The following is a 25,875-nucleotide window of genomic DNA, read 5'->3' as shown; positions in this document are numbered from 1 at the left end:
GTGAACGTACAGTCGAAACGATAAGAGTAAATAAAATCTGCCTCCCTGCAAACCTTTACGATAATGTTAACGACTAAGTTAGCAGGAACCTAAATTACGTTACAGGCAGAGCATACGCATGGAATCTACCACGGCAGTTACTAAGCTGTCTGCTTTACCCGAGTCAGTGCAGGAAAAAGATCCGCTGATTTGTGCTGCCCAGCAAGGGGATGTACAGGCGTACCGGACGCTTTATGAACAATACAGCGGGCGGGTATTTGCTTTGTGTTATCGCTTAACCGCTGACCGGGCTCTGGCCGAAGATGCGACCCAGGAAGTTTTCATACAGGTGTGGCAAAAGCTGGCTAATTATTCACATCACAGCCGCTTCAGCACATGGTTACACAGCGTAACGGCAAACATTACCATTAGCTATATGCGTAAACAAAAGGGCTGGTGGCAACGCATGCTAAATATTGACAGTAGTGGTGAAGCTCAGCAGCTTAATGCCACTCACTGTAGCAGTGAAATAGATTTAGAAGCCTTAATTGTGCAGTTACCCGAACGCGCCCGTGTGGTGTTTGTACTGCATGCCATCGAAGGCTACCGCCATCAGGATATCGCGCGTATGTTAGGCATTGCGAGCGGTACCAGTAAGGCTCAGTTTCACCGGGCCCGGCAACTACTTACGCAATGGATAGGAGGCGCTGAACATGAACACTGAACAGCCTTTGGACAGGCTATTAAAGCGACTTCCCCGACACGCTACACCAGCGCGGGACTTATGGCCGGGCATTGAACATGCCATTGCAGCCAAGGGCCAACGTGTTAATAACCGGGCCCGCCGTGGTCCCAGACATTTGGTAATGGCTGCTCTGATGATGACCGCTTTCCTTTATGGGTTAACCCATTACATCGATAACCCGGGCCCCGGGGCCAGCCAAACGCTTAACGGCGACGCCCTGGTAACAGTGTTAAGTCAGCAACATCAGGCGCAATTAACCTCTTTGCTGGCGGCGGTACACGATACCCCGGCAGTAACCAGCGACTGGACGCAGCAACTTGATGAGTTACACGATGCGGCTCAAGCGATAAAAGCCGCATTAGCCAAAGATCCAGACAACCGCACATTATTGCGCATGCTGCAAAATGTGTATCAACAACAACTGACGCTGGTGGAGCGAGTGCACGCGCCCCAATGGCAACGTATTTGAAGTTAAAGGATTTACTATGAACTATGTAGCTAAAATGTGTGGAGGCGTAGGTATCGCTTCACTAATACTAAGTTGCGCCATAAGTGGGGCCGTAGCGGCCGGTCAGACGATAGATGAGACATTAGCCGTCGGGGCAAAGCCAAATGTCGAAATTGAGCATGTCAGTGGCCGGGTAACCATAACAACCTGGGACCAGGATGCAGTCAAAATTAGCGGAACGCTGGGCGAAAATTCTAAGCAATATGATTTTGAACAGCGCGGTAGTGGGGTGCGTTTTGAAGTGGATACCCAGCGTTACAAAGGTGACTGGAAAAGCTCAGATGTAGACCAGGGAGATATCCTGACCATCACACTTCCGGCAGCGTCGAGATTAATGTATACCGCCGTGAATGCCGATGTTTCACTTACTGCTATAACCAATAGCAGCGAAGTAGAGTTAATTAACGGCGATATTCTGGTCAGTGGTTTATCCGGTCGGGTGAAACTGGAAACAGTTAATGGAGATATACGCTTAGATAATGTCGCCGGAGAACTTTCTATTGAAACAGTTAATGGCGATATAAAAGGCACCCATACGGGCCAGCAAAATGCACATTTTGCCACCGTGAACGGGGCCATTGATGTATCCACCACCAGTCGCCATCCACGCTTTGACTCTGTGAACGGGACAATAAATTTTACCACCGCTGAGGTGCAAGAATTAGCCATTGTAACCGTAAACGGTAGGGTAACCGGTGAGACGACCGTCGCCGCTACGGGCGATGTTTCTGCATCATCGGTAGGCGGTGATATTGAGCTCACCATGCAACCGGACATTGCTGCAATTTTCGATATTCAAGGACATGCTGGCGGTAACATCACCAATAATATTACCGCTAAGCAGGCTTCATCGGCCAAATACGGACCCTCAAAATGGCTTGAATTCACTACAGCCCAAGGAACTGCGCGGGTAGAGATATCTACCGTTCACGGCACGATAGGTTTAAACAAGCGTTAGCCAATGGATAAAGGCGGCACTACGGAAGTGGACAGACGGGGCGAAGTATAGTTTCCGGCTGTCCGGTGACACAAACGCCCTGCATACACTAGATTTTGTTTACTGCACAAAGAAGAACGTAGCCATTATCTGGCTAAACCGTGAGGAGTGGACATTTCCGGCTGTTTTTACAACTTGAACTTCTTTAAAATCTTCGTCGTATAATTAAAAGTTATAACATGGCAGAGGCAGCAGCCTCTATGCCAGTAGCCTTGATATCAGGGCCAGTGTAACTCTTGCTTTACATACTGTGGATATAAGATGAAGGTAATGTGTTTTTATACAGCACTTTTATTGAACTTTATCGTATTTATGGGTGCCAAAGACAAACGAGCGGGCATAAGCGAATGCCCCATAGGTAATGACCAGCCATTATTAATGGATGCTGGAAATAAGAAGTCGTAGAGGAGTTAATCATGAAATGGCAGCGCGCCAGTTGCCTGTTATCCAGAGTGCAGCTAAGATTGATTGGTGCGGTTATCGCCACCCTGATATTAGCAAGCAGTTGTGCAGTCAGGGAACCCAAACAGGTAGAAGGTACTTGGGTAATTACCGATGCAGTGGCGCCCGGAATTAGCGCCATGAGCAAAGAACAGGCTAAACAATGGTTGGGGCAATCCTACCATTACGGTGCCGACCAGCTGTTGTTGGGACAAATACAGTGCGAAGGGCCGGTTTATCAAGAGCAAAAGTTAAATGATAGCCAGTTTACCCAAACCTACCATGTGCCCCTTTCTATGTTGGGTGCCGGGCTAACCAAAGTACAGGCATTCACCGTAGCGTGTGATAGTGGTGAGTCGATGCCCGGCCAGACCGTATTTTTAACCGGTCATCAAGAAGCATTTATGTTGTGGGACGGGGTGTTTTTCAAAATGGAAAAAACCGTTCAGCTTAGCCACAGTTAATACACTAGACTTCCGGCCGGGTATAGGTTTGCCCGTAAATACTGGCTGAGGTCTGGTTACGGCCGTTTCGTTTTGCGGTATAAAGCAGACTATCGCAATGCGCAAGTACGGTGGATATATCCGCTTTGCCAGACACCTCCACCAGGCCGCAAGAAAAACGCAGGCTGCCCTGAGCGCCCGACTCTGTAAGGTCCTGCGCTGCAATCATATTGCGTAACTCGGCAATTTTTGCCACCCCTTGTTCCAGTTTCGACTGGTTAAGCAATAACACAAATTCTTCGCCACCATAGCGCCCGAAAACATCATCCTGACGAAACTGGTATTTGCAAATTTTGGCGAACAGCGTCAGTACAGCATCCCCCGCCTGATGGCCGAACTGGTCATTAATCGATTTGAAGTGGTCAATATCTAAAATAGCTACGCATACCACATCTTCCACCCGATTCATGGTGGTTAGCCGGGTCTTGATTGAGTCCAGTGCATACCATCGATTGCTGATACCGGTAAGGCTATCAATGCGAGAAAAGCTCTCTATTTGTTTTTTATGGCGGAACAATCGCCACAGCAAAATACCAGCGACCAGCGCAAAGAAACTACTGAAAATAGCCAGCAAGGTCATTTTTTCTGATTGAGCTTGGTGCAGGCGCGCCTCAACCTGTAAGTAGGAAAGCTGCTGGGAATCAAGCCGTCGGGTAATATCATTTAAGTGAGAGGCACTAAATCCCTGGCCGTGTTGCTGCTTGTAAAGGCTGATAACACGTTCATAGTGTTCCTGGGCCGTGGAGAAGTTTTGTTGTAAGCTTGCTATGCGGGCTTGCGCCAGGGTGGCATCAATATCATAACGAATCCCTTGCTGAACGGGCGTGCGGGATTTTTGCATGAGCGCGTAATTATGCAGTGCCAAATCTGTATTGCCCAAGCCGATATGGGCAGACGTGAGCAATAAATATACGGTATACAAGCTCCCCGGTGTATTGGCAGCGCTATTTTGTAACAGGCTCAGGGCATCGTTGGCATAATTTAAAGTCAGTGAATAAAACTCCTGCTCGCGGTATGCCAATGCGGTGTATAGCAATGCGGCTACACGGGTTTGCTTTAGACCACTCGTATCGGCCAATAAACTCAGTTGGCGGATTAACCCAAACACGGTATCGAAGTCTGCCAGTTTTAGTGACGCTGCAATCTGGCAAATCAGGCCTTCCTCCGCTACCTGGGGGTCATTTTGCAGGTATTGAGTATATTTACGGCAATATTCCAGCGCCCCTGCATAATCTCCTAACCAATACAGCGAACGGGACATATCCATATAGGCCGCAATTAACGGATAGTCGTACATGGTTTCCATTTTTTCTATGTGGGGCGCGTGGGGTATAACATCCTGCATTTCTAAAATGGCGCTTAGATAAAAGCCATTACTTTGCAATACTTCGATAAGAATAGAGGTTGCCCAGCGTTCAATGCGGGGCCAGGATTTGTCTCGTGCCATAATTTTTATCTGGCGTAATTGCTGAATTTTTTGTTCTGAATCTAGGGTCGAAAACCAGGTTTCAAACACTTCTCGCTCGTAGTATACCTGCGGGTAATCCTCACGCAGGCTGGCGATATCAGCTTGAGAAAGCTTAAAATAGGGGATGTCTTTGATGGTATTGGTGTGAACCGTATTATAGAAATACCTGCCCAACGGGGTAGTTAAATCAAAGCTGTGCTTGTGCAGAGCTGCCAACCGCTGTTCGTAAGGCACCTGCAACAAGCGTTGTCGCTCAAGCTGGTACGCTTCTAGTACACTTGCATGGGTGCACCAGGCACTTAAAAATAAACACAAAAAACAAATAAATTTATACATAAAAGCCGAGGGTCAGGGCAGGGGGGTGGCGCAATGCACGTAAACATACCGATAGGTATAATAATGACTGCTAATGCGCTTTAACAGGACTTATTATGTCCAAATTGGGACAGATTTCGTTAGCTGAAAATTTGCGTTATCTTGTATATTTGTTTTCGAATTTAACTTAACGCAGAAATAACGCATAATAAGCGTCTTTGAAGAAACAAGCGGTCGGTGTCTGTGAAAGTAGTGTCCTCGGGTAAAGATCAAAGTGTGGAAAAGCTCAAAATCCCCCCTCACAGTATCGAGGCAGAGCAGTCAGTTTTAGGCAGTATGCTTATTGACCGGGACAGTTGGGACAAAGTTGCCGAACTCGTCACTGACAATGATTTTTACAATCGCTCTCATCAAATCATTTACCGCGCTATTGTGCGGCTACTGAACCGTAATGAACCAGTAGACCTTATCACCGTCTCCGAAGAGCTTGAGCAACACGACCAGTTAGAAGATGCCGGTGGGTTTGCCTATCTGGGTGAGCTAGCCAAAAATACGCCGAGCTCGGCCAACGTGGTGTCTTATTCGAAGATAATTGCCGAGCGTGCGATTACGCGTGAGTTGATTGGCGTAGCCCATGAAATTGCTGAAATTGGCTACAATCCGGAAGGCCGGGTGAGTGCCGATATTCTGGATTACGCTGAAAGCAAAGTTTTTGAAATTGCCGAGAAGCGTACCGGCGATTCGGAAGGGCCGGTGGGCGTAGACAGTGTGTTGGGCAAAACTATTGACCGCCTTGAAGCCTTGATCAAAACCAATAAAGAGGTAACAGGGGTAACCACGGGCTTTAGCGATCTGGATAAAAAAACCAGCGGTTTGCAGCCTTCTGATTTAGTCATTGTTGCCGCGCGTCCCTCTATGGGTAAAACCACCTTCGCAATGAACCTGTGCGAAAACGCCATGATGGCAGAGGAAAAACCGGTATTGGTATTCAGTTTAGAGATGCCCTCTGAACAGATTATGATGCGGATGCTGGCTTCTCTTAGTCGGGTGGATCAAACCAAAATTCGTACTGCTCAGCTTGATGACGAGGACTGGGCGCGTATTTCAAATACAATGGCAATGCTTAAGGATCGCGATAACCTGTTTATAGATGATTCTTCTGGGCTGACCCCGATGGATGTACGCAGCAGAGCGCGTAAATTGGCCCGGGAGCGCGGCGGTATCTCAATGATTATGATCGATTACCTGCAACTTATGCGGGTACCGTCATTAAGCGACAACCGGACCTTGGAAATCGCTGAAATTTCCCGCTCGCTCAAAGCATTGGCAAAAGAGCTTGAAGTGCCGGTAGTGGCGTTGTCGCAGCTCAACCGTAGCTTGGAGCAACGAGCAGACAAACGGCCGGTTAACTCAGATTTGCGTGAATCAGGCTCCATTGAGCAGGATGCTGACTTAATTATGTTTATTTATCGGGATGAGGTTTATCACGAAAATAGCGAAGAAAAAGGTATTGCCGAGATCATTATTGGTAAGCAGCGTAATGGTCCTATTGGAACGTCACGATTAACTTTCCAAGGGCAGTTTTCCCGTTTTGATAATTATGCCGGGCCTGCCCTGGCAGATGATTACTAAAGATGCCTGGGCCGAGCGGCTATTAATAAAGCCAGTTTGGCGTAGTATCTGCTGTCTTGGTTGAAAAGTTTAGGTGTGAACCGGGAAGGATGGGCGTAAACCGGATAGAGTAGAAAACAGAGCATACCGATGCGGCTATAGCGGGTCCGCTGTAGCAATAAGATAGCGCGCAAGAGTGCGTTTCTTCGTTTATTAAACAACAAAAAAAGGCGCCTTCAGGCGCCTTTTTCGATAGCACAAGATTAACGCTTAGTTGCGTTCTTCTGGTACTTCAACCGTTGCAGTCACACGAATGTGAATACGACGATTCATACGGTTAGCTTCCAGTGTGTTTGACTCATCCAGTAGCTGAGTTTCACCGAAACCTTCTGTCGTCAGACGTGAAGCATCAATACCATATTCTTCTACAAGAACATTTTTAAATGCTTCAGCACGCTTCTTAGACAAATCCATGTTGTAATCTGCATCACCAGGAGCAGAAGCATGACCTTCAATCAGGGCATCAGTTTTGCCATAACGTTTAAAGAATGATACGAACTCTTCGATGTTTTCTGAACGAGGATCAGTAACTTCTGCACTGTTGTGTGGGAATAATACACGGACAGTATGAGTAACTTCTTCTTCCTCAAACACAGTACAACCGTCTGCATCAACTTTATCGTTCATTGGTGTGTCAGGACACATGTCCTTATCATCAGTTACACCGTCTTTATCGCTGTCACCAATTTCACAACCACGTTCGTTAACCGTTGCACCGGCTGGGGTGTTAGGGCAATCGTCCATGTTGTTCATCACACCATCGTTATCGCTATCCTGGTTCACCGGCGTTGCTGGTGCTTCAGTAGGTTGTGAAGAGGTTGAACCACCCATTGGGAATACTACACCCAATTTAGCGCTATAATCTGTGTAATCCTGACCAAAGTCATAGTAAGCCGCAATTTCAGTTACCAGCTTCACTTTGTCAGAGATATCCCAGTGCTTACCAATACCCAGGTCAGCAAGGTTTTGTTGTTCATCAAAGTCTTGGCGCTTATAACCACCAAACAGGTACCACATGTCGTTAGGCATGAAGTACATTGCATCTACACCATAAGAAACACCAGAAACACTGTCATCGCTGCCCAGTACTTGCTTATAATCGATGTCCAAAGCTGTCAGTTCTGCACGAACCGCCCAGTTTTCATCGAAACGCCAGCCGTATTCACCGCCAAACCCAAAGCCGTCTTCCATAATGTCATCAGCAGGCTTGGTTTCTTCTGCGTTGTAATACATACCGTGCAACCCAATCCAGCTTTCGTATGGTTTACCGGTATTATCCTGGGCATAACTGTTAGCCGACATTACGGCCAGCGCTACAGCTGCAATATTAAATGTTTTTTTCATAGTCACATCCTATGTATAAAGTTGAGTGTTAAACTTATTCCGGGAAATATGCAGATACTATACCAAACTGTTCTATGTTTGAGTATTTCTGTATAACTGCACCTTACCCCAGGCGTCCCTGTAATGTGGCAATAATACGCCGATTACCACCATGGTTGCGGTGTTCAGCCAATACTATGCCTTGCCAGGTGCCTAATTGTAACGTGCCATTGGCTACCGGAATGGTGACTTCACATCCCAATAAGCTGGACTTAATATGGGCAGGCATATCGTCACTACCTTCAAAAGTGTGAGTAAAATATGCCGTATCTTCTTTCACAGTATGGTTAAACCAGGCTTCCAGATCACTTCGGACCGAAGGATCCGCATTTTCGTTTATTGTTAGTCCTGCACTGGTATGTTGTAGCCACAAATGCAACAAGCCAACCTCCAGATCGGCTATTTGGGGCAGGGCGTCGCGAACAGTATCGGTAATTAGGTGAAACCCGCGGGGCTTCTCAGCTATTGTAATGGTTTCGCTGTGCCAGTAACTATTTGTCAAAACAGATTTCCAAATGCGCCATGCCTTCATCACTATGAAACGGCATAATGAGTTTAGGGCCATCAACCTGATGGCTAATAGTATGTTGCTTTCCGGACACGACCATCGGCGTGGCCATGCCAAAATCAAAGCCTTTTTCCGATAATTCACGTTTGGCGTTACCGCAAATCATATTGGTAATCTCACCTACCATATCGCCTACTTCGGCATCGACTGATTCCGGCCGCTCTCCTACCATGCGCTCCATCAATGTGAGGGCCAGGTTTTCATCGAAGGTGATAGACAAGGATCCTTTTACTTGCGGGCCAACCATACCAATCAATCCAGACACGTCGCCTTTAGCTATATCTGTTTGTTTTTTCTTCGGTTTGCCTGGCTTTAGCGTGGTTTGTGCCATGGTTTCCAGCACGTTAAGCAGGCCACTAATGAACGGATTTACAAACTCAGCATTCATGTTGTGTCTGCCCCTTTACCTCATCCTTTTCCGCCTGTTGGCAATCGGCGCAAAGGCCGTGTGCTTCAATTGTTTGTGTTGACACTGAAAATCCATGCTCCTGTGCTTGTTTATCTAAAGTTGCTTTAAGCCCCTGTGACTGTATTTCAGCTACATCACCACAACTGTCGCAAATTAGGAACTGCACAGGGTGATTGCAACCAAAATGGTAACAGGCGACAAATGCGTTGGTTGACTCCAGCCGATGAATAAAACCAAATTCCAGTAAAAAATCCAGTGCGCGATACACGGTAGCTGGTTTAGCGCTGGTTTCGGTTTCTTTCAACGCATCTAACAATTCGTAGGCACCCATTGGACCATGCTTGCCCAACAGTATGTCGTATACTTTTTCCCGAAGTGGCGTAAAGCGCGCACCGCGCTGTTCGCAGAACGCCCGTGCCTTATTTATCAATGTTGCGTTATTCATCATGTCTTAATCGCTGTCTTATAGTATTGCTACGACGGCACGGCCAGATTAGTCTGATTTTGCCTGTTGAGCCCGTTGAATATGCTTAGGCCCATGTGCTTCGAACATATGCTGGATAAGCTTATCTTCAAGGGTAAAGCGGTCTTCAAGCACCTCGCCCAGGGCAGCTAGTTCACGATCAAAACGTCGGCTGTTCACCGCACTTAGCTCTGTCGCAAAGTCATCGTTAAATTTTAGTGCGCTATCAGTGGTAGCAGATAACAAAGGATAAACCCGTTGCTTTAACCCAAGCCCTTCATCATCGTCGCTTACCAGCAACTCATAAACTTCAAAGTGACCCGCCGATAAGTAATCCATTAGCATATTGCAAAATTCGCTGACTTGTTGCTGTTCGGGCAATGAAACTGAGGTTTTGTTCAACCCGGCCAGCTGACAGTAATGAATAAGCAATTGCTGGCGCGCGTTCAGCCAGCTATCTACGATAGTAGAGTGACCGCCCCATTGGTCTTGCAGTTGTTCGAGTTTATCCAGCATAGGTGCCTCTTTGGCAGTGTCGCCAACGCTTTACACTAATAGCATGAGCTGAGTATAACACCACCAAACTTCAGCACAAATCGGCTATTTTGCCAGCATGTGGACGGCGGGCTTGTCATAAGGATTCGCTGGGCTTTATCATTTACCTATATTTTTATACTAAGGTCTGATTGTTATCATGATGAATAAGGCGGGTATAGATGCTCTACACACATACCACGGCGATTGGATAGTGTTTGCCAACGACCGGGTATTGGTAAGTAACAGTACGGGCACGCTCCCCCAGGGTGGCTGGCAGGCGCTGCCATTTTTAGCGCATTACGCTGACCAGGTGCATGTATTACCTGCGCTGGATTACGGCGAAGGTAAGCAACGCTCGCTGGCGGTATTGGATGTGGGCGCCGAGTCTATTCACGCTGATGGCTGGCAGTGGGTATCCCTTCGCCATTTGCTGATGCACAATAGTCAGGAGGTTTTTCAGGAATTCGCCCGCGCCTGGCAATATGTACATTTTTTGCGTACCCATCGTTATTGTGGTCAATGTGGTTCTCCTACTGAGCAGGTAGGATGGGAGATGGCGGTACAGTGTAGCCGATGTCAGCATCGCGCTTATCCCAGGGTGTCGCCATGTATTATTGTGGCGATTTATCATAACGACGAACTCCTGTTGGCCCGGGGTGTGCGGCATAAAGATACAGAAATGTATTCCACCCTGGCTGGCTTCGTTGAAAGTGGCGAAACGCTGGAACAGGCGGTACATCGCGAAGTAATGGAAGAGGTGGGTGTCAAAGTAAAAAATCTGCGCTATTTCGATAGCCAGCCTTGGCCGTTCCCGCATTCGCTGATGGTCGGCTTTTTAGCAGAGTATGCAGGAGGCGACATTGTGGTTGACGATCATGAAATCGTGGATGCTTACTGGTTTAAAACCACCGCACTACCTAAAACGCCGCCGGTGGAGTCGATTGCCGGTCGGTTGATAGAAGCCGTTATTCAGCGGTTGCATGAAAATGATAAATAAAGCGATTTAGCTGATAGATAAAGTCGCTCTGCCGGCGCTGATAAAAACCGTACCCCTGAGGCAAAAGTTGCTATACTTTGCCACTTTTATTGCCCGTTAAAGCCAACCCGATTTTTGAGGAAGATATGTCACAGCAGTCAGATACCCCCGCCGCCGAGTTGAAAAACGATCGCTATTTACGGGCACTTATGAAGCAACCGGTAGATATGACCCCGGTGTGGATGATGCGCCAGGCTGGTCGTTATTTGCCAGAGTATAAAGCGACCCGCGCTCAGGCGGGAGATTTTATGTCCCTGTGCAAAAATGCTGAACTTGCCTGTGAGGTAACCTTACAGCCATTGCGCCGGTTTAAGCTGGATGCCGCTATTTTATTTTCTGATATTCTCACCATACCTGATGCCATGGGTCTTGGCTTATATTTTGAAACCGGAGAAGGTCCTAAGTTTAGCCGGCCTATTACCTGTGCAGCAGATGTGAGCAAAATAGGCGTGCCTGACCCAGAAGGTGAGTTGCAGTATGTAATGAATGCTGTACGCACGATTCGTCGTGAACTAAACGGCGATGTACCTCTGATTGGTTTTTCAGGCAGTCCCTGGACCCTGGCGACTTATATGGTCGAAGGCGGTTCAAGTAAGGCGTTTACTAAAATTAAGAAAATGGCTTTTGCAGAACCCGCCACGCTACACGCGCTGTTGGCTAAACTGGCCGATGCGGTAACGTTATACCTGAATGCGCAAATTGCGGCGGGAGCCCAATCCGTGATGATTTTTGACACCTGGGGTGGTGTCTTGTCGCCGCGTGATTACAACGAGTTCTCATTGCAGTATATGGCGCGCATTGTCGATGGCCTTACCCGCCACAATGAAGGACGTCGGGTGCCGGTAACGTTATTTACTAAAAACGGTGGTATGTGGCTTGAATCCATCGCCGCTACAGGCTGTGATGCGGTTGGCCTGGACTGGACCATCAATATTGATGAAGCGCGTCAGCGGATTGGCGATAAAGTCGCGTTGCAAGGCAATATGGATCCATCTATGTTGTACGCCTCGCCGGAGCGCATTGAACAAGAAGTAGCTACAATTTTAGCGGGTTATGGTAAGGGGACGGGACATGTCTTTAACCTGGGCCATGGTATCCATTTGGACGTACCACCTGACAATGCTGGTGTGTTTGTCGAAGCGGTGCACCGCCTTAGCCGTCCTTACCATGTATAATTAGGACGGCTAATACGATGAAAAGCTGGGTTTATCTGGTATTGATTGGGTTTATTGCGATAGCCGGTTACAAGTTTGGCTATTATCACGACAAACTTGCGGTGAGCGATGAAGACAAGCAGCGTATGATAGCCCGGTTTGACGATAAGCCAGCCAGTGCCCTTGGGGCCACCGATCCACGGCCGGCGTTACCTACTTCGCAGGCCGCGCCAGCAGTGCTATGGCAATCAAGTTTGGTGAAACGCCAAAATCTATTGGCGGCGGCGAAACAGCAAAAAGCCGATGAAGCAGGACAGGATCCTGACTCCGAAGCGCGGGTAAAAGACTTCTTCACATTGCACCCTAATGCGCAAAGCTTATTATTGCATTCTGTGCGCTGCACCCGCGAAGGGTGTGAACTAACCGGGCAATATACCGGCGCAGCCGATGAGTTTGACTTAATGGTGGAACAATTGCAGGGGCAGCCCTGGTGGCAATACGGCACGGCAATGAATAGTAGCTCCAGTGAAGGGGATACCACCTTTTTTGTCCTGCGCTTCAGCCCGTTAGTTAAGTCCTGACCCGGCCAGCGGACTGTTCCACGGTGGCCTAAGCGTCTCGGGGTAAGCCTTTTTCAATAACCCGGGTAAGACGGGCCGTTTTGCGTTGCTGCGGGGCCGTTTTTGCTACCGCTGTAGCGGTCTCGGGCGGGCCACTGCCAGCCTCTTGTAAACCTTCTTGCTGACACTCGATAGCCCATTCCAGGTGGGTGGCGACCAACGCCGCGGCATGTGGCAGGGCTTTTTGTAAGGCTGACAAAATTATCAAACTAGGGCGGGCATTGCCTAATGCTACCGCCAGGTTGCGCTGCCACTTCTGATAACCTATACGACGAATAGGCGAGCCTTCGGTATAGCGTAAAAATTGCGCCTCGTCCCATTCAAATAACGTCAACAGCGATTGTCCATGAAGCATTTTTCGGGGCTGAAAATCGGTCTCTGTGGTCACGCTGGCAAACCGGTTCCAAGGGCATACCAGTTGGCAATCATCGCACCCATAAATACGGTTACCCATCAGGGGGCGTAAGGCCAGTGGAATCACTCCATCGTACTCAATGGTTAAATAGGAAATACATTTTCTGGCGTCTACCTGATAAGGGGCCACAATTGCACCGGTAGGGCACATTGTAATGCAGGCATTACAACTTCCACAGCCTTCTTCTACGGGTTGGTCTACCGGTAACGGCAGATTGATAAACAGTTCCCCCAGAAAAAACCACGATCCTGCCTGGCGGTTGAGCGTTAAAGAGTGTTTGCCGGTCCAGCCAAGCCCGGCTTTTTCAGCTATTGCATGTTCCAGCACCGGTGCAGAGTCTACAAACGGACGGTACTGCGTATCGGCCAGCGCCGCGGTAATTTTTTCGCCAAGTTGCTTAAGCCGTTTCCGTAATACTTTATGGTAGTCACGCCCCAATGCATAACGACTGATATAGGCTATGTGGTTGTCTTTTAAATGTCGGGCGAACGATGCATCAGGCGGTAAGTAGTCCATCCGCACACTGATCACCCGCACCGTGCCAGGTACCAGCTCAGCCGGACGCGCACGCATCATCCCACGGTCTTCCATGTAATTCATCTGGCCGTGGTAGCCGTTATCTAACCACTGTTGTAGGGCAGCCTCATGTTGTTTAAGGTCAATATCACTGATTCCGACCTGCTGAAACCCTAGCGCCTGGCCCCAAGCCTTGATATCGTCTGTTAACTTAACTAAATCTACCGAACTGATGCTGGATACGCTCATATGCTGGATACTCAATTGACCTCAAGTTTATCATACAAACTGTTTCGCGCCGATGAAGTACGTAGCCATGAAGGCCAGGCCGCGCAGCAAAGTGCAACCAGTCTGCTGACCTTGATGGAACGCGCAGGCGCGGCGGTCTTTAAACAATGTCAGGCGATGCGGCCGGATTGCGAAACATACTTGGTGTTGGTGGGCCAGGGTAATAATGCCGGCGATGGTTATATCGCGGCCAGTTGTGCCCGACAGGCCGGAAAGCAGGTACACGTGTGTGCGGTAGAACCGGATCGGATACTGGAAGGTGATGCAGGAATAGCCCAACAACGGTGGCGCGATGCTGGTGGTACCATCGCACGGTTTGAGGCATCGCTTTTACAAGAAGCGGGGCTGGTCATTGATGCGTTACTGGGAACCGGCATCAACACCTATATTCGTAACGAGTTTGCGCAAATTATCGATACGGTTAATGCTTCCGCGGTACCGGTGGTTAGTATTGATGTGCCCTCGGGGCTCGATGCCAATACCGGCCAGTCGATGGGGCGGTGTATCCATGCGGATGTGACCGTTACGCTGGTAGGTATTAAACCCGGTTTAACTACCGGCGCCGGTAAACAGTCTTGTGGGCAGCTGGTGTATGAAGATTTAGGCGTAGGTAAAGCGTTCGCAACATTGGCCAAGCCTTTTGGTAGTTGGTTGGACATTCAGCAATTTAGCCAGTTGGGCCCGCGCGATGTGCATAGCCACAAAGGTACTTATGGCCGCTTATTATGTGTGGGCGGCAACAAAGGCACGGCGGGCGCTATCCGGTTGTCTGCCGAGGCCGCGCTGCGCTGCGGTGCCGGCATGGTGCGCGCGTTTGTTCATGAAGGCTCAATTATTCAGGTTAGCGCAGGCCGTCCAGAGCTTATGGTATCCAGTGAAAACCTGGAGGAAGCATTAGAATGGGCCTCGTGTGTAGTGATTGGGCCGGGCCTGGGGCAGGACGGGTGGGCGCAGGAAGCCTTTGCAACGGTAATGAAGCATTGCCAAAGTGAACAAAAGCCTATTGTAGTGGATGCAGATGCATTGAATTTACTTAGCCGGCATGCCACTGCCTTTACGTTCGAGCAAAGTATCCTCACCCCCCACGCCGGAGAAGCATCGCGCTTGCTGGGGGTGTCTGTAGAGGATGTAGAAGGTGATCGGTTTAACTACGCCAAGCAGTGTGCCCAGCGGTACCATGCCACCTGTGTGTTAAAAGGCGCTGGAACGATAATCGATAATGAAAAATCGGTAGCGGTATGTCGCCATGGTAACCCTGGCATGGCAACAGCGGGTAGCGGCGATGTTCTAAGTGGCATACTTGGTGCTTTACTTGCACAAGGACTAAGTGTCGATATTGCCAGCCGCTATGGTGTAACATTACACGCCAAAGCCGGCGATGACCTGGCTGCGCGTTATGGCCAGCGGGGCATGCTGGCGAGCGATTTATTTGATGCAGTCAGAACGCTGATCAATCAGCAATAGCCACTCATTGTTACGTATATACTACACTGAGCAGGTGGCCAGAAACAGGCAGTATGGAAAAGCATGACAAAGCGTGAAAAAACGGTTGTTGTTAACACCGAAGAGGACACCAAAGCGTTGGCCCAGGAACTTGCAAGAACGGTAGGTTTGCCCGCCAGGCAGGGGGTGGTTATTTATCTTGAAGGCGATTTGGGGGCCGGTAAAACCACATTTAGTCGGTATCTGATCCAGGCGCTGGGGCACGCTGGCAAGGTAAAAAGCCCTACTTACACGTTGGTGGAGCCTTACGAACTTGCTGAGCTGAACATTTATCATTTTGACTTGTACCGGCTAGCCGACCCGGAAGAACTGGAATTTATGGGCATTCGCGACTATTTTAGGGCCAATACTCTGTGTCTGGTAGAGTGGCCCGAACGGGGTGAAGGCCTGTTGGCCGCAGCAGATTTACTGATTAGTATACAATTAACTGATAGCGGACGATGTTTCAGCCTGCGTGCTCAAAGTGAGTCTGGGGATGAACTACTGGCTTCGGTGTCAGGATAATTATCGAGCTAAGCCTTAAATAATAATGATTAAATGGCAATAAAGGCGAAGTATTGTGCGCTTATTTATAATGATGGTCGTCGCGTGGCTTGGGGTTGCGCAGGTTCAGGCAGCGCCGAACCAAATCGCTGGTTTACGGGTGGCCCCTGCACCCGATAAAACTCGTGTCGTAATCGATTTGTCGGCGGCGCCGACATTTACCTATTTTACGTTAGATAACCCGAGCCGGGTGGTGGTGGATCTTGCCAGTACCAGCGATGACGCTGACTTAGCTTTAAGCGGGGACAGCGGCTCCTTGGTCCGCCGGGTGCGCTATTCTACTCCTAAAAATAGTAGCTCAGCTCGGTTGGTTATTGATCTAAACCGGCGGGCTGAACCAACTTTGTTTGCCATCGCGCCCGACGGGGCTTATGGCCATCGTCTAGTGGTTGACCTAGCCGACAGTCAGCCACAAGCGCAGACCACGTCTTCTGCTAGCAGTAACGTGCTAATTGACAGTGCCAGCAATACCCGTGACCGCGATATTATTGTTGCCATAGACGCCGGGCATGGTGGCAACGATCCGGGTTCTATTGGGCCGGCGGGCACTTATGAGAAACATATTACCCTGAGTATTGCGAAAAAACTGGCCGGCATGTTTGATGCCGAACCCGGTATGCGGTCGGTATTGATTCGCGATGGTGATTATTATATTTATCCTACCAAACGGCCTGAAATAGCCCGCAAGAAAAAAGCCGATTTGCTTATCTCCATTCATGCCGATGCGTTTAGTCAACCTGAACCAAGAGGCAGCTCAGTGTGGGTGCTTTCCATGCGCCGGGCAGACTCCGAACTGGGTCGCTGGTTAGAGAAAACCGAACGTCACTCGGAACTACTTGGGGGGGCAGCTGAGGTTATTTCAGATAATGCCAGTGAACGGTATTTGGCAGAAACTATTATTGGATTGTCGATGGACCACTCTATGTCGGCCAGTTACGACCTGAGCCAAAAGGTTATTGGTGAAATGAAGCAAATCACCCGTTTGCACAAGCGTGCTCCCCAGGCAGCCAGTTTTGCGGTCCTTACCGCGCCAGACATTCCGTCGATTCTGGTGGAAGTAGGGTTTATTTCTAATCCACAGGAAGAGAAAAACCTTAATTGGGAAACCTTTCGCGAACGGTTAGCGCGCTCTATGTTTAACGCCACTAAAAGCTATTTCAGTCAGGTTCCGCCAGATGGCACCCTATGGGCGGCGCACAAAGAACGTAATCGTACCCACAAAGTGCGCAGCGGAGAGTCGCTTTCATTACTGGCCCAGCGGTATAATGTCAAAGTCAGCAGTATCAAAGAAGCGAATAACCTGCGCAATGATGTGGTGCAGATAGGTCAGGTGCTGACCATTCCCAGTACCTGAGAACCCAGTTAATACGGAACGCTAATTTTGCCCATTCAATTATTACCCCCTCGCTTAGCCAACCAGATTGCCGCTGGCGAAGTAGTGGAGCGCCCGGCGTCAGTAGTAAAAGAGCTATTGGAAAATAGCCTGGATGCCGGTGCCACCCGCATTGAGCTGGATATTGAGCGCGGCGGCCACAAGCGTATTCGGTTACGAGACAACGGCTGCGGTATCGAAAAAAATGAATTGGAGTTAGCGCTTAGCCGTCATGCTACCAGTAAAATAGCGACGCTGAATGACCTGGAGCGTATATTGTCGTTAGGCTTTCGCGGTGAAGCACTGGCCAGTATCAGTTCAGTCAGCCGATTAACGCTTACCTCAAAACCTGGCGCCCAGCGTGAGGCGTGGCAGGCCAGTTGTGAAGGCCGTGACATGACGGTAACCGTCACCCCGGCCGCGCATCCCGACGGCAGTACCATTGATGTTGCCGACCTGTTTTATAATACGCCGGCAAGGCGTAAGTTTCTACGCGCCGAAAAAACCGAATTTCAGCATATTGAAGAAGTAATTAAACGGGTCGCTCTCAGCCATCCGCAGGTCAGCTTCAGTTTGAAGCACAATGGTAAAAGTGTGCGCCGGTACACAGCAGTGGCAGCGGATAAACATCATCAACGTATTGCGCAGGTGGTGGGACAAAAATTCATCGATAATGCCACCCATGTGGCTTTAGATTATCAGGGCATGGCCATAGAGGCCTGGCTGGGTAACGAAAACGTGACCCGCAGCAGTAACGATTGCCAATATTCTTTTGTCAATAATCGCGCTATGCGAGACAAATTAATTATGCACGCTATCCGGCAGGCCTATGAAAGTGCTTATGGATACCACGAGCAGCCTTCCTTTGTGGTTTACCTAACGGTCGATCCCGCCCAGGTGGACGTGAATGTGCATCCTGCCAAACATGAAGTACGCTTTCAGCAAAGCCGACTGGTTCACGATTTTATTGTAAAAACGGTCAGTGATGCGCTGGCACCGCCAACGGCTAATAACGCAGAAGGCGCGGTACAGGACGCTGGGCTAAACCATGATTATATCCGGCCTCTAGCAGCCACTGGCGCTCCCCCACAGTCGCACCCTTTGGATGAGCCCAGCCAGAGTACCCAGGCGGGGGATTGGGCGGAGGGTTGGGCGCAGGCTGAGAGGCCAACTTTTGGCAGCGCGGGAGCGTCGGCTCGCGGCCGCACGGGTGGAAGCCGGGCAGGGGGCGCTGGGCCGCGGGGCAACAGTGTCAGCGAGGCTTATCGAACGAGCTATAGTCAGCTGATGACGCCAAACAGCGACAGTGTGGATAATCCTGCAGAACAGTTAAATGCATTAATTTTAACCCCCCGTCAGCGAATAGTTGCCTCGGCAAGTCAGGTGTGGTTAATTGACGCCGAAGCGTTACTGGGGCAATGGTGGCTAAGTGTGTTGGAGAACAGTCAGACTTCCCAACCGTTACTGATGCCGGTGGCAATAGAAAATACCGCCATTGCGGAGGAAACCGTTACCTTACTTAATGACCTCGGATTTGTTATTAATCAGGTTGCTGGCAAACTGCGTTTACAGCAAGTACCAGCAGGCAGCCGACATCTTCCCTGGGTTTCATTATTTCCGGCGCTGGTATCGGTTAAAGCGGACAATCAGGCAACTTTGGCTACTGCATTAGCCGAGCTGGAGTTATCCTGGCCGGCTCAGGTGCATTCACTTATCTGGCAATGGTTTGATGCGCAAGCCTTGGCAAAACGCTGGGATTGGGTCAGGGAGTTTGGTAGAGTGCGCACGCTTGAACAGCTGTTACAGAAGTGGGATGAACCTGATGTCTGATGGCACAGTAGATGCACTACCGGTTATCGCTATTATGGGGCCTACCGCCTCGGGTAAAACCGGGCTGGCATTAAACCTGGCCGAAGCGGTGAATTGCGAGATTATTAGCGTAGATTCGGCGTTGGTTTACCGGGATATGAATATAGGAACGGCCAAACCTACAGCAGCTGAACAAGCCGTGGCAAAACACTGGCTTATTGATATTTTAGACCCTGCGCAAAGCTATTCTGTGGCAGAATTTTGCACAGATGCTATACGTCTAATAGGGGAAATCCATCAGCGGGGAAATATACCGGTGCTGGTTGGCGGAACAATGATGTATTTTAACGCCTTGATAAACGGAATTTCGCCCTTACCTAAGTCTGACGAAAAGATTCGTGATGATATTGCCCGCGAAGCACTGACGCTGGGATGGGAAGCATTACACCAACAGTTAGCCGAGGTTGATAAGACCAGCGCGTTACGGATTCATCCAAATGATCCCCAGCGTTTAACCCGGGCCCTGGAAGTGTATCGCAGCTCCGGTAAGTCACTGACCTACTGGCAAAAGCAAAAAGGTGCCGAGTGTCCGTACGACATAACACAGTTTGCTATTGCACCTGACGATCGCGCAGTATTGCATGACCGTATTGCGCAGCGCTTCGATATCATGCTGGATAATGGTCTGGTAGCGGAAGTGGAAAACTTGTTTAAGCGGGATGATCTACATCAGGATTTACCCGCTATACGATCAGTAGGTTACCGGCAGGTTTGGCAGTACCTTGATGGCACGTTGTCTTATCCCGAAATGCGGGAAAAAGGCATTATTGCCACCCGCCAGTTAGCCAAGCGTCAACTGACGTGGCTAAGAGGCTGGCCTGCGGTAACCTGGCTGGACACATTCGCTAACGATAATTTGGCCAAAATATTGGCAAAAGTCGCACTCTGACTGTTTGAGTGTGGTATACATTAAGTGTAGTGGTCGCGCGTGCGCGTACCACCTCAATAATAAAAATTAAGGATTTTCAGATGGCTAAAGGGCAATCTCTACAAGACCCATTTTTGAACGCGTTACGCAAGGAACGTATTCCGGTGTCTATTTATCTTGTTAACGGCATTAAATTGCAGGGACAAGTAGAATCATTTGACCAGTTTGTTATTTTACTGAAAAACACAGTAAGTCAAATGGTATATAAGCATGCTATTTCCACTGTGGTACCGGCTCGAGCCATTACCATGCCTAGTGCAACTCAAGGGGATACAGACAATACTAAAGCTGAATAATTTAAAAGGTACATCGCTTGTTTGACCGTTACGAAGCCGGTGAACAGGCTGTCCTTGTTCATGTCAATTTTACTGACGAAAATACCAAAGAAGAGCTAGCAGAACTTGAACTGTTGGTTAGTTCTGCCGGTGTCAATGCGGTAGACGTTCTCACTACGTCCCGGAATGCGCCGCACGCCAAGTATTTCGTGGGATCGGGTAAGGCCGAAGAGATCGCTGCTGCGGTGAAGGCACATGAAGCGAATGTGGTGATATTTAACCATTCATTGTCGCCCTCGCAAGAGCGCAACCTTGAAGCTATGTGCCAATGTCGGGTATTAGACCGCACCGGCCTTATCCTGGATATCTTTGCCCAGCGGGCGCGAACCCACGAAGGTAAGCTGCAGGTCGAGCTGGCGCAATTGCGGCATATCTCTACCCGGTTAATTCGAGGCTGGACTCACCTTGAACGGCAAAAAGGCGGTATTGGGCTGCGCGGGCCAGGGGAAACCCAGTTAGAAACTGACCGGCGTTTGCTTCGGGGCCGCATCAAGACTATCTTACGACGTTTAGAAAAGGTGCAGAAGCAGCGTGAACAAGGGCGCCGCTCACGTAAGCGCGCAGAAATTCCCACCGTCTCGCTGGTAGGTTATACCAATGCGGGAAAATCTACGCTGTTCAATCAAATAACTGATGCCCATGTCTATGCGGCGGATCAACTGTTTGCTACGCTGGACCCTACCTTGCGAAAAATTGAATTGCAGGATGTGGGCGAAGCTATTTTAGCCGATACCGTTGGCTTCATTCGTCATCTTCCCCATGATTTGGTGGCTGCGTTTAAAGCTACGCTACAGGAAACGCAGGAAGCGGATATTTTGCTGCACGTGGTTGATGTATCCGACGCGCGCTACCGGGAAACCATGGATGAAGTAAATACCGTTTTAGATGAGATCGACGCCGGCGAGATACAGCAGTTAATTATCTGTAATAAAATAGATAATCTTGAGGGCGTGCAGCCGCGTATAGACAGGGATGATGAAGGCATGCCCATTCGGGTATGGTTATCAGCTCAGACCGGACAGGGGGCAGAACTGCTTGGTGAAGCGCTGACCGACTGTCTGGCGAAAAATATGGTAAGTTATACATTGCGTATTCCGCCTGCTCAAAGCCGGTTACGTGGCGTATTGTTTGATTTAAACTGTATTTCACAGGAATCATACGATAGCGACGGCGACTGGGTTGTTGATGTGAAAATGCCTTTGGCAGATTGGAATCGCCTGGAAAAACGGTTAGAAACCGGACTTTCTAATTTTGTGGTGCATCACTGATATTGTGGCATAAGATAGCGAACAAAATAACTTTAAGTAAATAATCAATAACCACTTTACGGAGTATTAGCATGGCTTGGAATGAGCCGGGTGGCAAGAATAATGACCCCTGGAAAAACCGTGGCGGCCGCGACCAGGGACCACCGGATTTGGATGATGTATTTAAAAACCTGTTCGGCAAATTCAGTAAAATGGGTGGCGGCAATGGCGGCGGCTCGGGCAAAAGTATGGGTAAACTGGGCGTAGGCCTGTTAGTTGGCCTGCTGGTTGTCATCTGGTTTGTCAGTGGTTTTTATACTATCCGGGAAGCAGAGCGCGGGGTGGTCCTGCGGTTTGGCGAATACTACACAGAAGTGGAACCCGGCTTACGCTGGAAACCTACCTTTGTCGATTCCGTCATTCCGGTTGATGTCCAGTCTATTCGAGATCAGGCTTCGTCTGGTTCCATGCTGACGGAAGATGAAAACGTAGTCCGGGTGCAAATGGAAATGCAGTATCGGGTAGTTGACCCGTTCCGCTGGACATTTGCGGTAGTAAGCCCTGAAACCAGCCTTAGTCAGGCCCTCGATAGTGCCATCCGTTATGTGGTAGGTCATTCTGAGATGGATGATGTACTAACCGATGGTCGGGAAGTAACCCGTCAACGCGTATGGGAAGAACTTCAGGCTATTCTGGAACCGTATGATTTAGGTGTCACCATTATAGATATGAACTTCCGCGATGCGCGCCCCCCAGAAGAGGTGAAAGATGCCTTTGATGACGCTATTGCTGCGCAGGAAGATGAACAACGCTTTATTCGTGAAGCAGAAGCCTACGCTCGTGAAATTGAGCCTCGTGCGCGTGGCCGGGCAAACCGGATGAACGAAGAAGCGCAGGCTTATAAAGAGCGCGTTATTCTGGAAGCGCAGGGTGAAGTTGCTCGCTTTGAAGAATTGCTACCGCATTATGAAAAAGCGCCTGAAGTAACCCGTGACCGGATATACCTTGAAACCATGGAAGCTGTCTTTGGTAGCACCAGTAAAATACTGGTAGATACCAAAAACGGAAACAATATGATGTACCTGCCATTGGACAAGATTATGGAGCGCAGTGGTAATTCACCGTCGATGAAAAATCTGTTACCTGATCTGCAAATGCCAGATGGCCAAAACACTCAGCGTAACTCGGGGACTAATAGTTCGTCTACCCGCAGCAGCCGCTTTAATAACGGAGGAGAATAGCGCATGAAAAATTTGTTGGTTATTGTGCTTATTCTGGTTATCGCGCTGGCGTCAGGATCACTGTTTGTGGTTCGCGAAGGTGAACGGGCTATTGTTATCCAGTTTGGTAAAGTACAGCGTGATGATGCTACTGGCGACACACGGGTATTTGCGCCGGGTATACACCCTAAGCTTCCGTTCATTGACTCGGTTAAAACCCTGGATGCGCGGATTCAAACATTGGACGACTCACCGGACCGGTTTGTCACGTCCGAGAAGAAAGACTTAATTGTTGATTCATATGTGAAGTGGCGTATTGAAGACTTTGCGCGCTATTACCTGTCTACCGGCGGTAATAAAATGCAGGCAGAAGCGCTACTGAAACAAAAAGTGAACAATGGTCTACGTTCTGAGTTTGGTACTCGTACCATTCGCCAGATTGTCTCTGGAGAGCGTTCAGCATTAATGAATCAGGCGATGGAACAGGCTTCTACTTCATCTGATGAGTTGGGAATTGAAATTGTTGATGTGCGGGTTAAACAGATTAACCTGCCCACCGAAGTCAGTAATTCTATTTTCCAGCGGATGCGCGCCGAGCGGGCTGCGGTTGCCCGGGAGCACCGTTCAGAGGGTCAGGAGCAAGCAGAAGTACTGCGAGCTGACATCGATGCGAAGATTACTGTAATGCTGGCTGATGCAGAGCGTAACGCCCGTCAGGTACGTGGTGAGGGTGATGCTGCCGCTGCGCAGATTTACGCTAACACCTATTCTAAAAACGCTGATTTTTATAGTTTCCTGCGTAGCATGGATGCATATAAGAAAAGCTTTGATAGCAAGCAGGATATTCTGATAGTAGAACCCGATAATGAGTTCTTCCGTTTTATGAATGACAAAAACGGCAGTAGAGATCAGTAACTGCACCTTCTGAGTCTAAAAAACCAGCCTTCGGGCTGGTTTTTTTATGCGCTGAACAGGCCAGTTAACCCCATGATGATTGTATGTTTTGGCTGCTTGAACGCAAAAATACGCTAATATGGCAATATATTTAACTTAGCAAAACAGCGTGTTAGTAACGTTTTTTTCACAATGTGTGCGTGAAGCCCCTGGTTACGCTACAATCGCTGCGTTAAAAAGACCATATAAGCTGTGTTCAGAGTGCTATTTAAAGCACCAACAGTAATATAAAAACGACAGAGGTATCAGTTTGTCTTCTAATCAATCACCAAGCCGTTCTTCGTATGAAGAACAGGCGCAAAGCGGCATTTTTGCGCGTTTTTTAGCAACCGTTGAATGGCTGGGCAATTTATTACCCCACCCAGTCACTTTATTTGCCATATTAGCCGTGGCTATCGTACTTATCAGTGGGGTACTAGGGTACTTTGATGTGTCGGTTGTCGACCCGCGGCCAGAAGGCGCTAAGGGGCGAAGTGTAGATGGCATTATCAGTGTGGTATCGCTGATGAGTGCCGAGGGTTTACAGCGCATCGTGACCGGTCTGGTTACTAACTTTACCGGCTTTGCGCCATTAGGCACCGTATTAGTGGCCCTGTTGGGGGTTTCGGTAGCTGAACATTCCGGGTTATTATCCGCAGCCATGCGGGCGCTGGTCATGAATGCCTCGAAAAGAGTGGTGACCTTTGCCATCGTATTTGCCGGGATTATTTCCAACACCGCCTCAGAGCTGGGTTATGTAGTACTTATTCCGCTGGCCGCCATGATATTTCATTCTTTGGGGCGCCACCCGCTGGCAGGGCTGGCTGCAGCGTTTGCAGGCGTATCTGCTGGTTACAGTGCTAATCTGTTACTAGGTACGGTAGACCCGTTATTGTCAGGTATTACCGAAGCCGCCGCACGCATGATTGACCCCGAATACGGGGTAGGGCCGGAAGTGAACTGGTACTTCATGTTTATCAGTACCTTTATTATTGCCATTATGGGCGCGCTGGTAACCGAAAAGATTGTCGAGCCCAGGCTGGGTAAGTTTGATGAGTCACAAGCGCCGGAAGGACTGGAAAAGCAGCAAATGCATGCACCTACCGCGCAGGAGCGTAAAGCATTGCGCTGGGCTGGGATAGCTTTTGCCCTGACCTGTGCAGTACTGGCGCTAACGATCGTGCCGGAGAATGGTATTTTACGTCACCCGGAAACCGGTGAGGTCGCCGGCAGCCCGTTCTTGAAAGGCATTGTTGCATTTATTTTTATTACCTTCGCGATCCCGGGCTTTGTTTACGGGAAAGTGGCCGGTAGCATGAAGAATGACAAAGATGTGATCAATGCGATGTCAAAAAGTATGGGGTCCATGGGCCTGTATATCACATTGGTTTTTTTCGCAGCACAATTCGTCGCCTTCTTTAAATGGACGAATCTAGGTACCGTACTGGCCGTGAAAGGGGCCGCAATGCTGCAATCAGTGGGGCTGGATGGGCCTTCCGTATTTATACTGTTTATCCTAATGTGCGGGTTGGTGAATCTTTCCTTAGGCAGTGCGTCGGCGCAGTGGGCCGTGACTGCGCCCATCTTCGTTCCGATGCTGATGCTACTTGGCTACGCGCCAGAAGTTATTCAGGCAGCCTATCGAATTGGCGATTCGGTTACTAATGTTATCTCACCGATGATGAGCTACTTCGGCCTGATTCTGGCAATGGCTGCACGTTATCGAAAAGATATCGGTATGGGGACCCTTATTGCAATGATGCTACCCTATTCCATGGTTTTTGTGGTGGGTTGGACCGTGCTGTTCTTCCTATGGGTATTTGTGCTGGGCATGCCGGTAGGGCCCGGCGCCGCCACCTATTATCAGTAAGACGAAAAAAGCAGCCTAGGGCTGCTTTTTTTATCTGTT

The 25,875-nt window shown here is 49.2% G+C and carries 25 protein-coding genes; 18 read left to right on the top strand and 7 right to left on the bottom strand.

All coding sequences use genetic code 11. The features are described 5' to 3' along the window. The first annotated feature begins 118 nt into the window (after window positions 1-118). The 4 genes from D0Y50_RS17745 to D0Y50_RS17730 all read left to right on the top strand — a co-directional run bounded on the left by D0Y50_RS17745 (window position 119) and on the right by D0Y50_RS17730 (window position 3,134). Window positions 119-703 carry an RNA polymerase sigma factor gene (locus D0Y50_RS17745; protein ID WP_117318260.1) on the top strand — a complete coding sequence of 195 codons (585 nt, stop codon included), beginning with the start codon at window positions 119-121 and terminating at the stop codon, window positions 701-703. Then, on the top strand, window positions 693-1,193 hold the full coding sequence (locus tag D0Y50_RS17740; protein WP_117318258.1) for a hypothetical protein: 501 nt from the start codon (window positions 693-695) through the stop codon (window positions 1,191-1,193). Before D0Y50_RS17745 ends, D0Y50_RS17740 begins: the two co-directional genes overlap by 11 nt. A gap of 16 nt (window positions 1,194-1,209) precedes the next feature. Next, window positions 1,210-2,190 carry a DUF4097 family beta strand repeat-containing protein gene (locus tag D0Y50_RS17735; protein ID WP_117318256.1) on the top strand — a complete coding sequence of 327 codons (981 nt, stop codon included), beginning with the start codon at window positions 1,210-1,212 and terminating at the stop codon, window positions 2,188-2,190. Between the two features lie 455 nt (window positions 2,191-2,645). Continuing rightward, window positions 2,646-3,134: a hypothetical protein gene (locus D0Y50_RS17730; protein WP_117318254.1), complete on the top strand. Its 489-nt coding sequence runs from the start codon at window positions 2,646-2,648 to the stop codon at window positions 3,132-3,134. Window positions 3,135-3,138: 4 nt separating this feature from the next. Here the strand turns inward: D0Y50_RS17730 and D0Y50_RS17725 are convergent, their stop codons facing one another. Continuing rightward, the gene (locus tag D0Y50_RS17725) at window positions 3,139-4,977 is read right to left on the bottom strand and encodes a GGDEF domain-containing protein (RefSeq protein WP_117318252.1); all 1,839 of its coding nucleotides are present in this window, start codon (window positions 4,975-4,977) and stop codon (window positions 3,139-3,141) included. Between the two features lie 222 nt (window positions 4,978-5,199). Between D0Y50_RS17725 and dnaB the strand changes: the two genes are divergently transcribed. Continuing rightward, window positions 5,200-6,588, top strand: a complete 1,389-nt coding sequence (gene dnaB, locus D0Y50_RS17720; RefSeq protein ID WP_108566780.1) for a replicative DNA helicase — start codon at window positions 5,200-5,202, stop codon at window positions 6,586-6,588. Window positions 6,589-6,837: 249 nt separating this feature from the next. Here dnaB and D0Y50_RS17715 read toward each other — a convergent pair whose 3' ends face one another. The 5 genes from D0Y50_RS17715 to rsd form a co-directional block, all read right to left on the bottom strand. Then, window positions 6,838-7,971, bottom strand: coding sequence for an OmpA family protein (locus tag D0Y50_RS17715; RefSeq protein WP_108566781.1), 1,134 nt, complete (start codon window positions 7,969-7,971; stop codon window positions 6,838-6,840). A gap of 103 nt (window positions 7,972-8,074) precedes the next feature. Continuing rightward, window positions 8,075-8,512 (bottom strand): secondary thiamine-phosphate synthase enzyme YjbQ, encoded by a 438-nt coding sequence (locus tag D0Y50_RS17710; protein ID WP_218023547.1) that lies wholly within the window; start codon window positions 8,510-8,512, stop codon window positions 8,075-8,077. Beyond that, the gene (locus D0Y50_RS17705; protein WP_108566783.1) at window positions 8,502-8,966 is read right to left on the bottom strand and encodes a chemotaxis protein CheX; all 465 of its coding nucleotides are present in this window, start codon (window positions 8,964-8,966) and stop codon (window positions 8,502-8,504) included. Before D0Y50_RS17705 ends, D0Y50_RS17710 begins: the two co-directional genes overlap by 11 nt. Further along, complete coding sequence (locus D0Y50_RS17700; protein WP_108566849.1) at window positions 8,956-9,432, bottom strand: transcriptional repressor; 477 nt, start codon at window positions 9,430-9,432, stop codon at window positions 8,956-8,958. Before D0Y50_RS17700 ends, D0Y50_RS17705 begins: the two co-directional genes overlap by 11 nt. Before the next feature lie 48 nt (window positions 9,433-9,480). Continuing rightward, window positions 9,481-9,966 (bottom strand): sigma D regulator, encoded by a 486-nt coding sequence (gene rsd, locus D0Y50_RS17695; protein WP_117318250.1) that lies wholly within the window; start codon window positions 9,964-9,966, stop codon window positions 9,481-9,483. Window positions 9,967-10,144: 178 nt separating this feature from the next. On the opposite strand from rsd, the gene nudC reads away from it, so the two are divergent. From nudC to D0Y50_RS17680, 3 genes are all read left to right on the top strand, one after another. Further along, the gene (gene nudC, locus D0Y50_RS17690) at window positions 10,145-10,984 is read left to right on the top strand and encodes an NAD(+) diphosphatase (protein WP_108566785.1); all 840 of its coding nucleotides are present in this window, start codon (window positions 10,145-10,147) and stop codon (window positions 10,982-10,984) included. Between the two features lie 125 nt (window positions 10,985-11,109). Next, window positions 11,110-12,198, top strand: a complete 1,089-nt coding sequence (gene hemE, locus D0Y50_RS17685) for a uroporphyrinogen decarboxylase (RefSeq protein ID WP_108566786.1) — start codon at window positions 11,110-11,112, stop codon at window positions 12,196-12,198. Between the two features lie 17 nt (window positions 12,199-12,215). Continuing rightward, window positions 12,216-12,758 (top strand): hypothetical protein, encoded by a 543-nt coding sequence (locus tag D0Y50_RS17680; protein WP_108566787.1) that lies wholly within the window; start codon window positions 12,216-12,218, stop codon window positions 12,756-12,758. 28 nt (window positions 12,759-12,786) lie between these two features. Here D0Y50_RS17680 and queG read toward each other — a convergent pair whose 3' ends face one another. Further along, complete coding sequence (gene queG / locus D0Y50_RS17675; protein ID WP_108566788.1) at window positions 12,787-13,977, bottom strand: tRNA epoxyqueuosine(34) reductase QueG; 1,191 nt, start codon at window positions 13,975-13,977, stop codon at window positions 12,787-12,789. Here queG and D0Y50_RS17670 point away from each other — a divergent pair, their 5' ends adjacent. The 10 genes from D0Y50_RS17670 to D0Y50_RS17625 all read left to right on the top strand — a co-directional run bounded on the left by D0Y50_RS17670 (window position 13,978) and on the right by D0Y50_RS17625 (window position 25,836). Next, complete coding sequence (locus D0Y50_RS17670; RefSeq protein ID WP_117318248.1) at window positions 13,978-15,480, top strand: NAD(P)H-hydrate dehydratase; 1,503 nt, start codon at window positions 13,978-13,980, stop codon at window positions 15,478-15,480. A 63-nt stretch (window positions 15,481-15,543) separates the two neighbouring features. Further along, the gene (gene tsaE / locus D0Y50_RS17665; RefSeq protein ID WP_117318245.1) at window positions 15,544-16,023 is read left to right on the top strand and encodes a tRNA (adenosine(37)-N6)-threonylcarbamoyltransferase complex ATPase subunit type 1 TsaE; all 480 of its coding nucleotides are present in this window, start codon (window positions 15,544-15,546) and stop codon (window positions 16,021-16,023) included. Between the two features lie 52 nt (window positions 16,024-16,075). Further along, window positions 16,076-17,416 carry an N-acetylmuramoyl-L-alanine amidase gene (locus D0Y50_RS17660; protein ID WP_408640706.1) on the top strand — a complete coding sequence of 447 codons (1,341 nt, stop codon included), beginning with the start codon at window positions 16,076-16,078 and terminating at the stop codon, window positions 17,414-17,416. Between the two features lie 27 nt (window positions 17,417-17,443). Further along, a complete protein-coding gene (mutL, locus tag D0Y50_RS17655; RefSeq protein ID WP_170145546.1) occupies window positions 17,444-19,264 on the top strand; it encodes a DNA mismatch repair endonuclease MutL in 1,821 nt (606 codons plus the stop codon). Then, window positions 19,257-20,192 carry a tRNA (adenosine(37)-N6)-dimethylallyltransferase MiaA gene (gene miaA / locus D0Y50_RS17650; protein ID WP_117318840.1) on the top strand — a complete coding sequence of 312 codons (936 nt, stop codon included), beginning with the start codon at window positions 19,257-19,259 and terminating at the stop codon, window positions 20,190-20,192. The genes mutL and miaA overlap by 8 nt, the downstream gene beginning before the upstream one ends. Before the next feature lie 80 nt (window positions 20,193-20,272). Continuing rightward, entirely contained in the window at window positions 20,273-20,527 is a 255-nt protein-coding gene (gene hfq / locus D0Y50_RS17645) for an RNA chaperone Hfq (protein ID WP_108566792.1), read from the top strand. Between the two features lie 17 nt (window positions 20,528-20,544). Continuing rightward, a complete protein-coding gene (hflX, locus tag D0Y50_RS17640; protein ID WP_108566793.1) occupies window positions 20,545-21,834 on the top strand; it encodes a ribosome rescue GTPase HflX in 1,290 nt (429 codons plus the stop codon). A gap of 71 nt (window positions 21,835-21,905) precedes the next feature. Then, a complete protein-coding gene (hflK, locus tag D0Y50_RS17635) occupies window positions 21,906-23,054 on the top strand; it encodes an FtsH protease activity modulator HflK (RefSeq protein WP_108566794.1) in 1,149 nt (382 codons plus the stop codon). A gap of 3 nt (window positions 23,055-23,057) precedes the next feature. Further along, a complete protein-coding gene (gene hflC, locus D0Y50_RS17630; RefSeq protein ID WP_108566795.1) occupies window positions 23,058-23,948 on the top strand; it encodes a protease modulator HflC in 891 nt (296 codons plus the stop codon). 289 nt (window positions 23,949-24,237) lie between these two features. Continuing rightward, window positions 24,238-25,836, top strand: coding sequence for an AbgT family transporter (locus D0Y50_RS17625; protein ID WP_108566796.1), 1,599 nt, complete (start codon window positions 24,238-24,240; stop codon window positions 25,834-25,836). Window positions 25,837-25,875 lie beyond the last annotated feature (39 nt).

Origin of the sequence: Salinimonas sediminis (genome assembly GCF_003429285.1) — a bacterium.
GTDB classification, from domain to species: Bacteria; Pseudomonadota; Gammaproteobacteria; order Enterobacterales; family Alteromonadaceae; genus Alteromonas; species Alteromonas indica.
This window is presented reverse-complemented; position numbering and strand designations above follow the sequence as displayed.

What these genes read in the sequence shown, in the direction of transcription:
- D0Y50_RS17745 (WP_117318260.1), top strand. Translation starts at nt 119, where the DNA reads ATGGAATCTACCACGGCAGTTACTAAGCTGTCTGCTTTACCCGAGTCA.
- D0Y50_RS17740 (WP_117318258.1), top strand. Translation starts at nt 693, where the DNA reads ATGAACACTGAACAGCCTTTGGACAGGCTATTAAAGCGACTTCCCCGA.
- D0Y50_RS17735 (WP_117318256.1), top strand. Translation starts at nt 1,210, where the DNA reads ATGAACTATGTAGCTAAAATGTGTGGAGGCGTAGGTATCGCTTCACTA.
- D0Y50_RS17730 (WP_117318254.1), top strand. Translation starts at nt 2,646, where the DNA reads ATGAAATGGCAGCGCGCCAGTTGCCTGTTATCCAGAGTGCAGCTAAGA.
- D0Y50_RS17725 (WP_117318252.1), bottom strand. Translation starts at nt 4,977, where the DNA reads ATGTATAAATTTATTTGTTTTTTGTGTTTATTTTTAAGTGCCTGGTGC.
- D0Y50_RS17715 (WP_108566781.1), bottom strand. Translation starts at nt 7,971, where the DNA reads ATGAAAAAAACATTTAATATTGCAGCTGTAGCGCTGGCCGTAATGTCG.
- D0Y50_RS17705 (WP_108566783.1), bottom strand. Translation starts at nt 8,966, where the DNA reads ATGAATGCTGAGTTTGTAAATCCGTTCATTAGTGGCCTGCTTAACGTG.
- D0Y50_RS17700 (WP_108566849.1), bottom strand. Translation starts at nt 9,432, where the DNA reads ATGAATAACGCAACATTGATAAATAAGGCACGGGCGTTCTGCGAACAG.
- rsd (WP_117318250.1), bottom strand. Translation starts at nt 9,966, where the DNA reads ATGCTGGATAAACTCGAACAACTGCAAGACCAATGGGGCGGTCACTCT.
- nudC (WP_108566785.1), top strand. Translation starts at nt 10,145, where the DNA reads ATGATGAATAAGGCGGGTATAGATGCTCTACACACATACCACGGCGAT.
- hemE (WP_108566786.1), top strand. Translation starts at nt 11,110, where the DNA reads ATGTCACAGCAGTCAGATACCCCCGCCGCCGAGTTGAAAAACGATCGC.
- D0Y50_RS17680 (WP_108566787.1), top strand. Translation starts at nt 12,216, where the DNA reads ATGAAAAGCTGGGTTTATCTGGTATTGATTGGGTTTATTGCGATAGCC.
- queG (WP_108566788.1), bottom strand. Translation starts at nt 13,977, where the DNA reads ATGAGCGTATCCAGCATCAGTTCGGTAGATTTAGTTAAGTTAACAGAC.
- D0Y50_RS17670 (WP_117318248.1), top strand. Translation starts at nt 13,978, where the DNA reads ATGCTGGATACTCAATTGACCTCAAGTTTATCATACAAACTGTTTCGC.
- tsaE (WP_117318245.1), top strand. Translation starts at nt 15,544, where the DNA reads ATGACAAAGCGTGAAAAAACGGTTGTTGTTAACACCGAAGAGGACACC.
- miaA (WP_117318840.1), top strand. Translation starts at nt 19,257, where the DNA reads ATGTCTGATGGCACAGTAGATGCACTACCGGTTATCGCTATTATGGGG.
- hfq (WP_108566792.1), top strand. Translation starts at nt 20,273, where the DNA reads ATGGCTAAAGGGCAATCTCTACAAGACCCATTTTTGAACGCGTTACGC.
- hflK (WP_108566794.1), top strand. Translation starts at nt 21,906, where the DNA reads ATGGCTTGGAATGAGCCGGGTGGCAAGAATAATGACCCCTGGAAAAAC.
- hflC (WP_108566795.1), top strand. Translation starts at nt 23,058, where the DNA reads ATGAAAAATTTGTTGGTTATTGTGCTTATTCTGGTTATCGCGCTGGCG.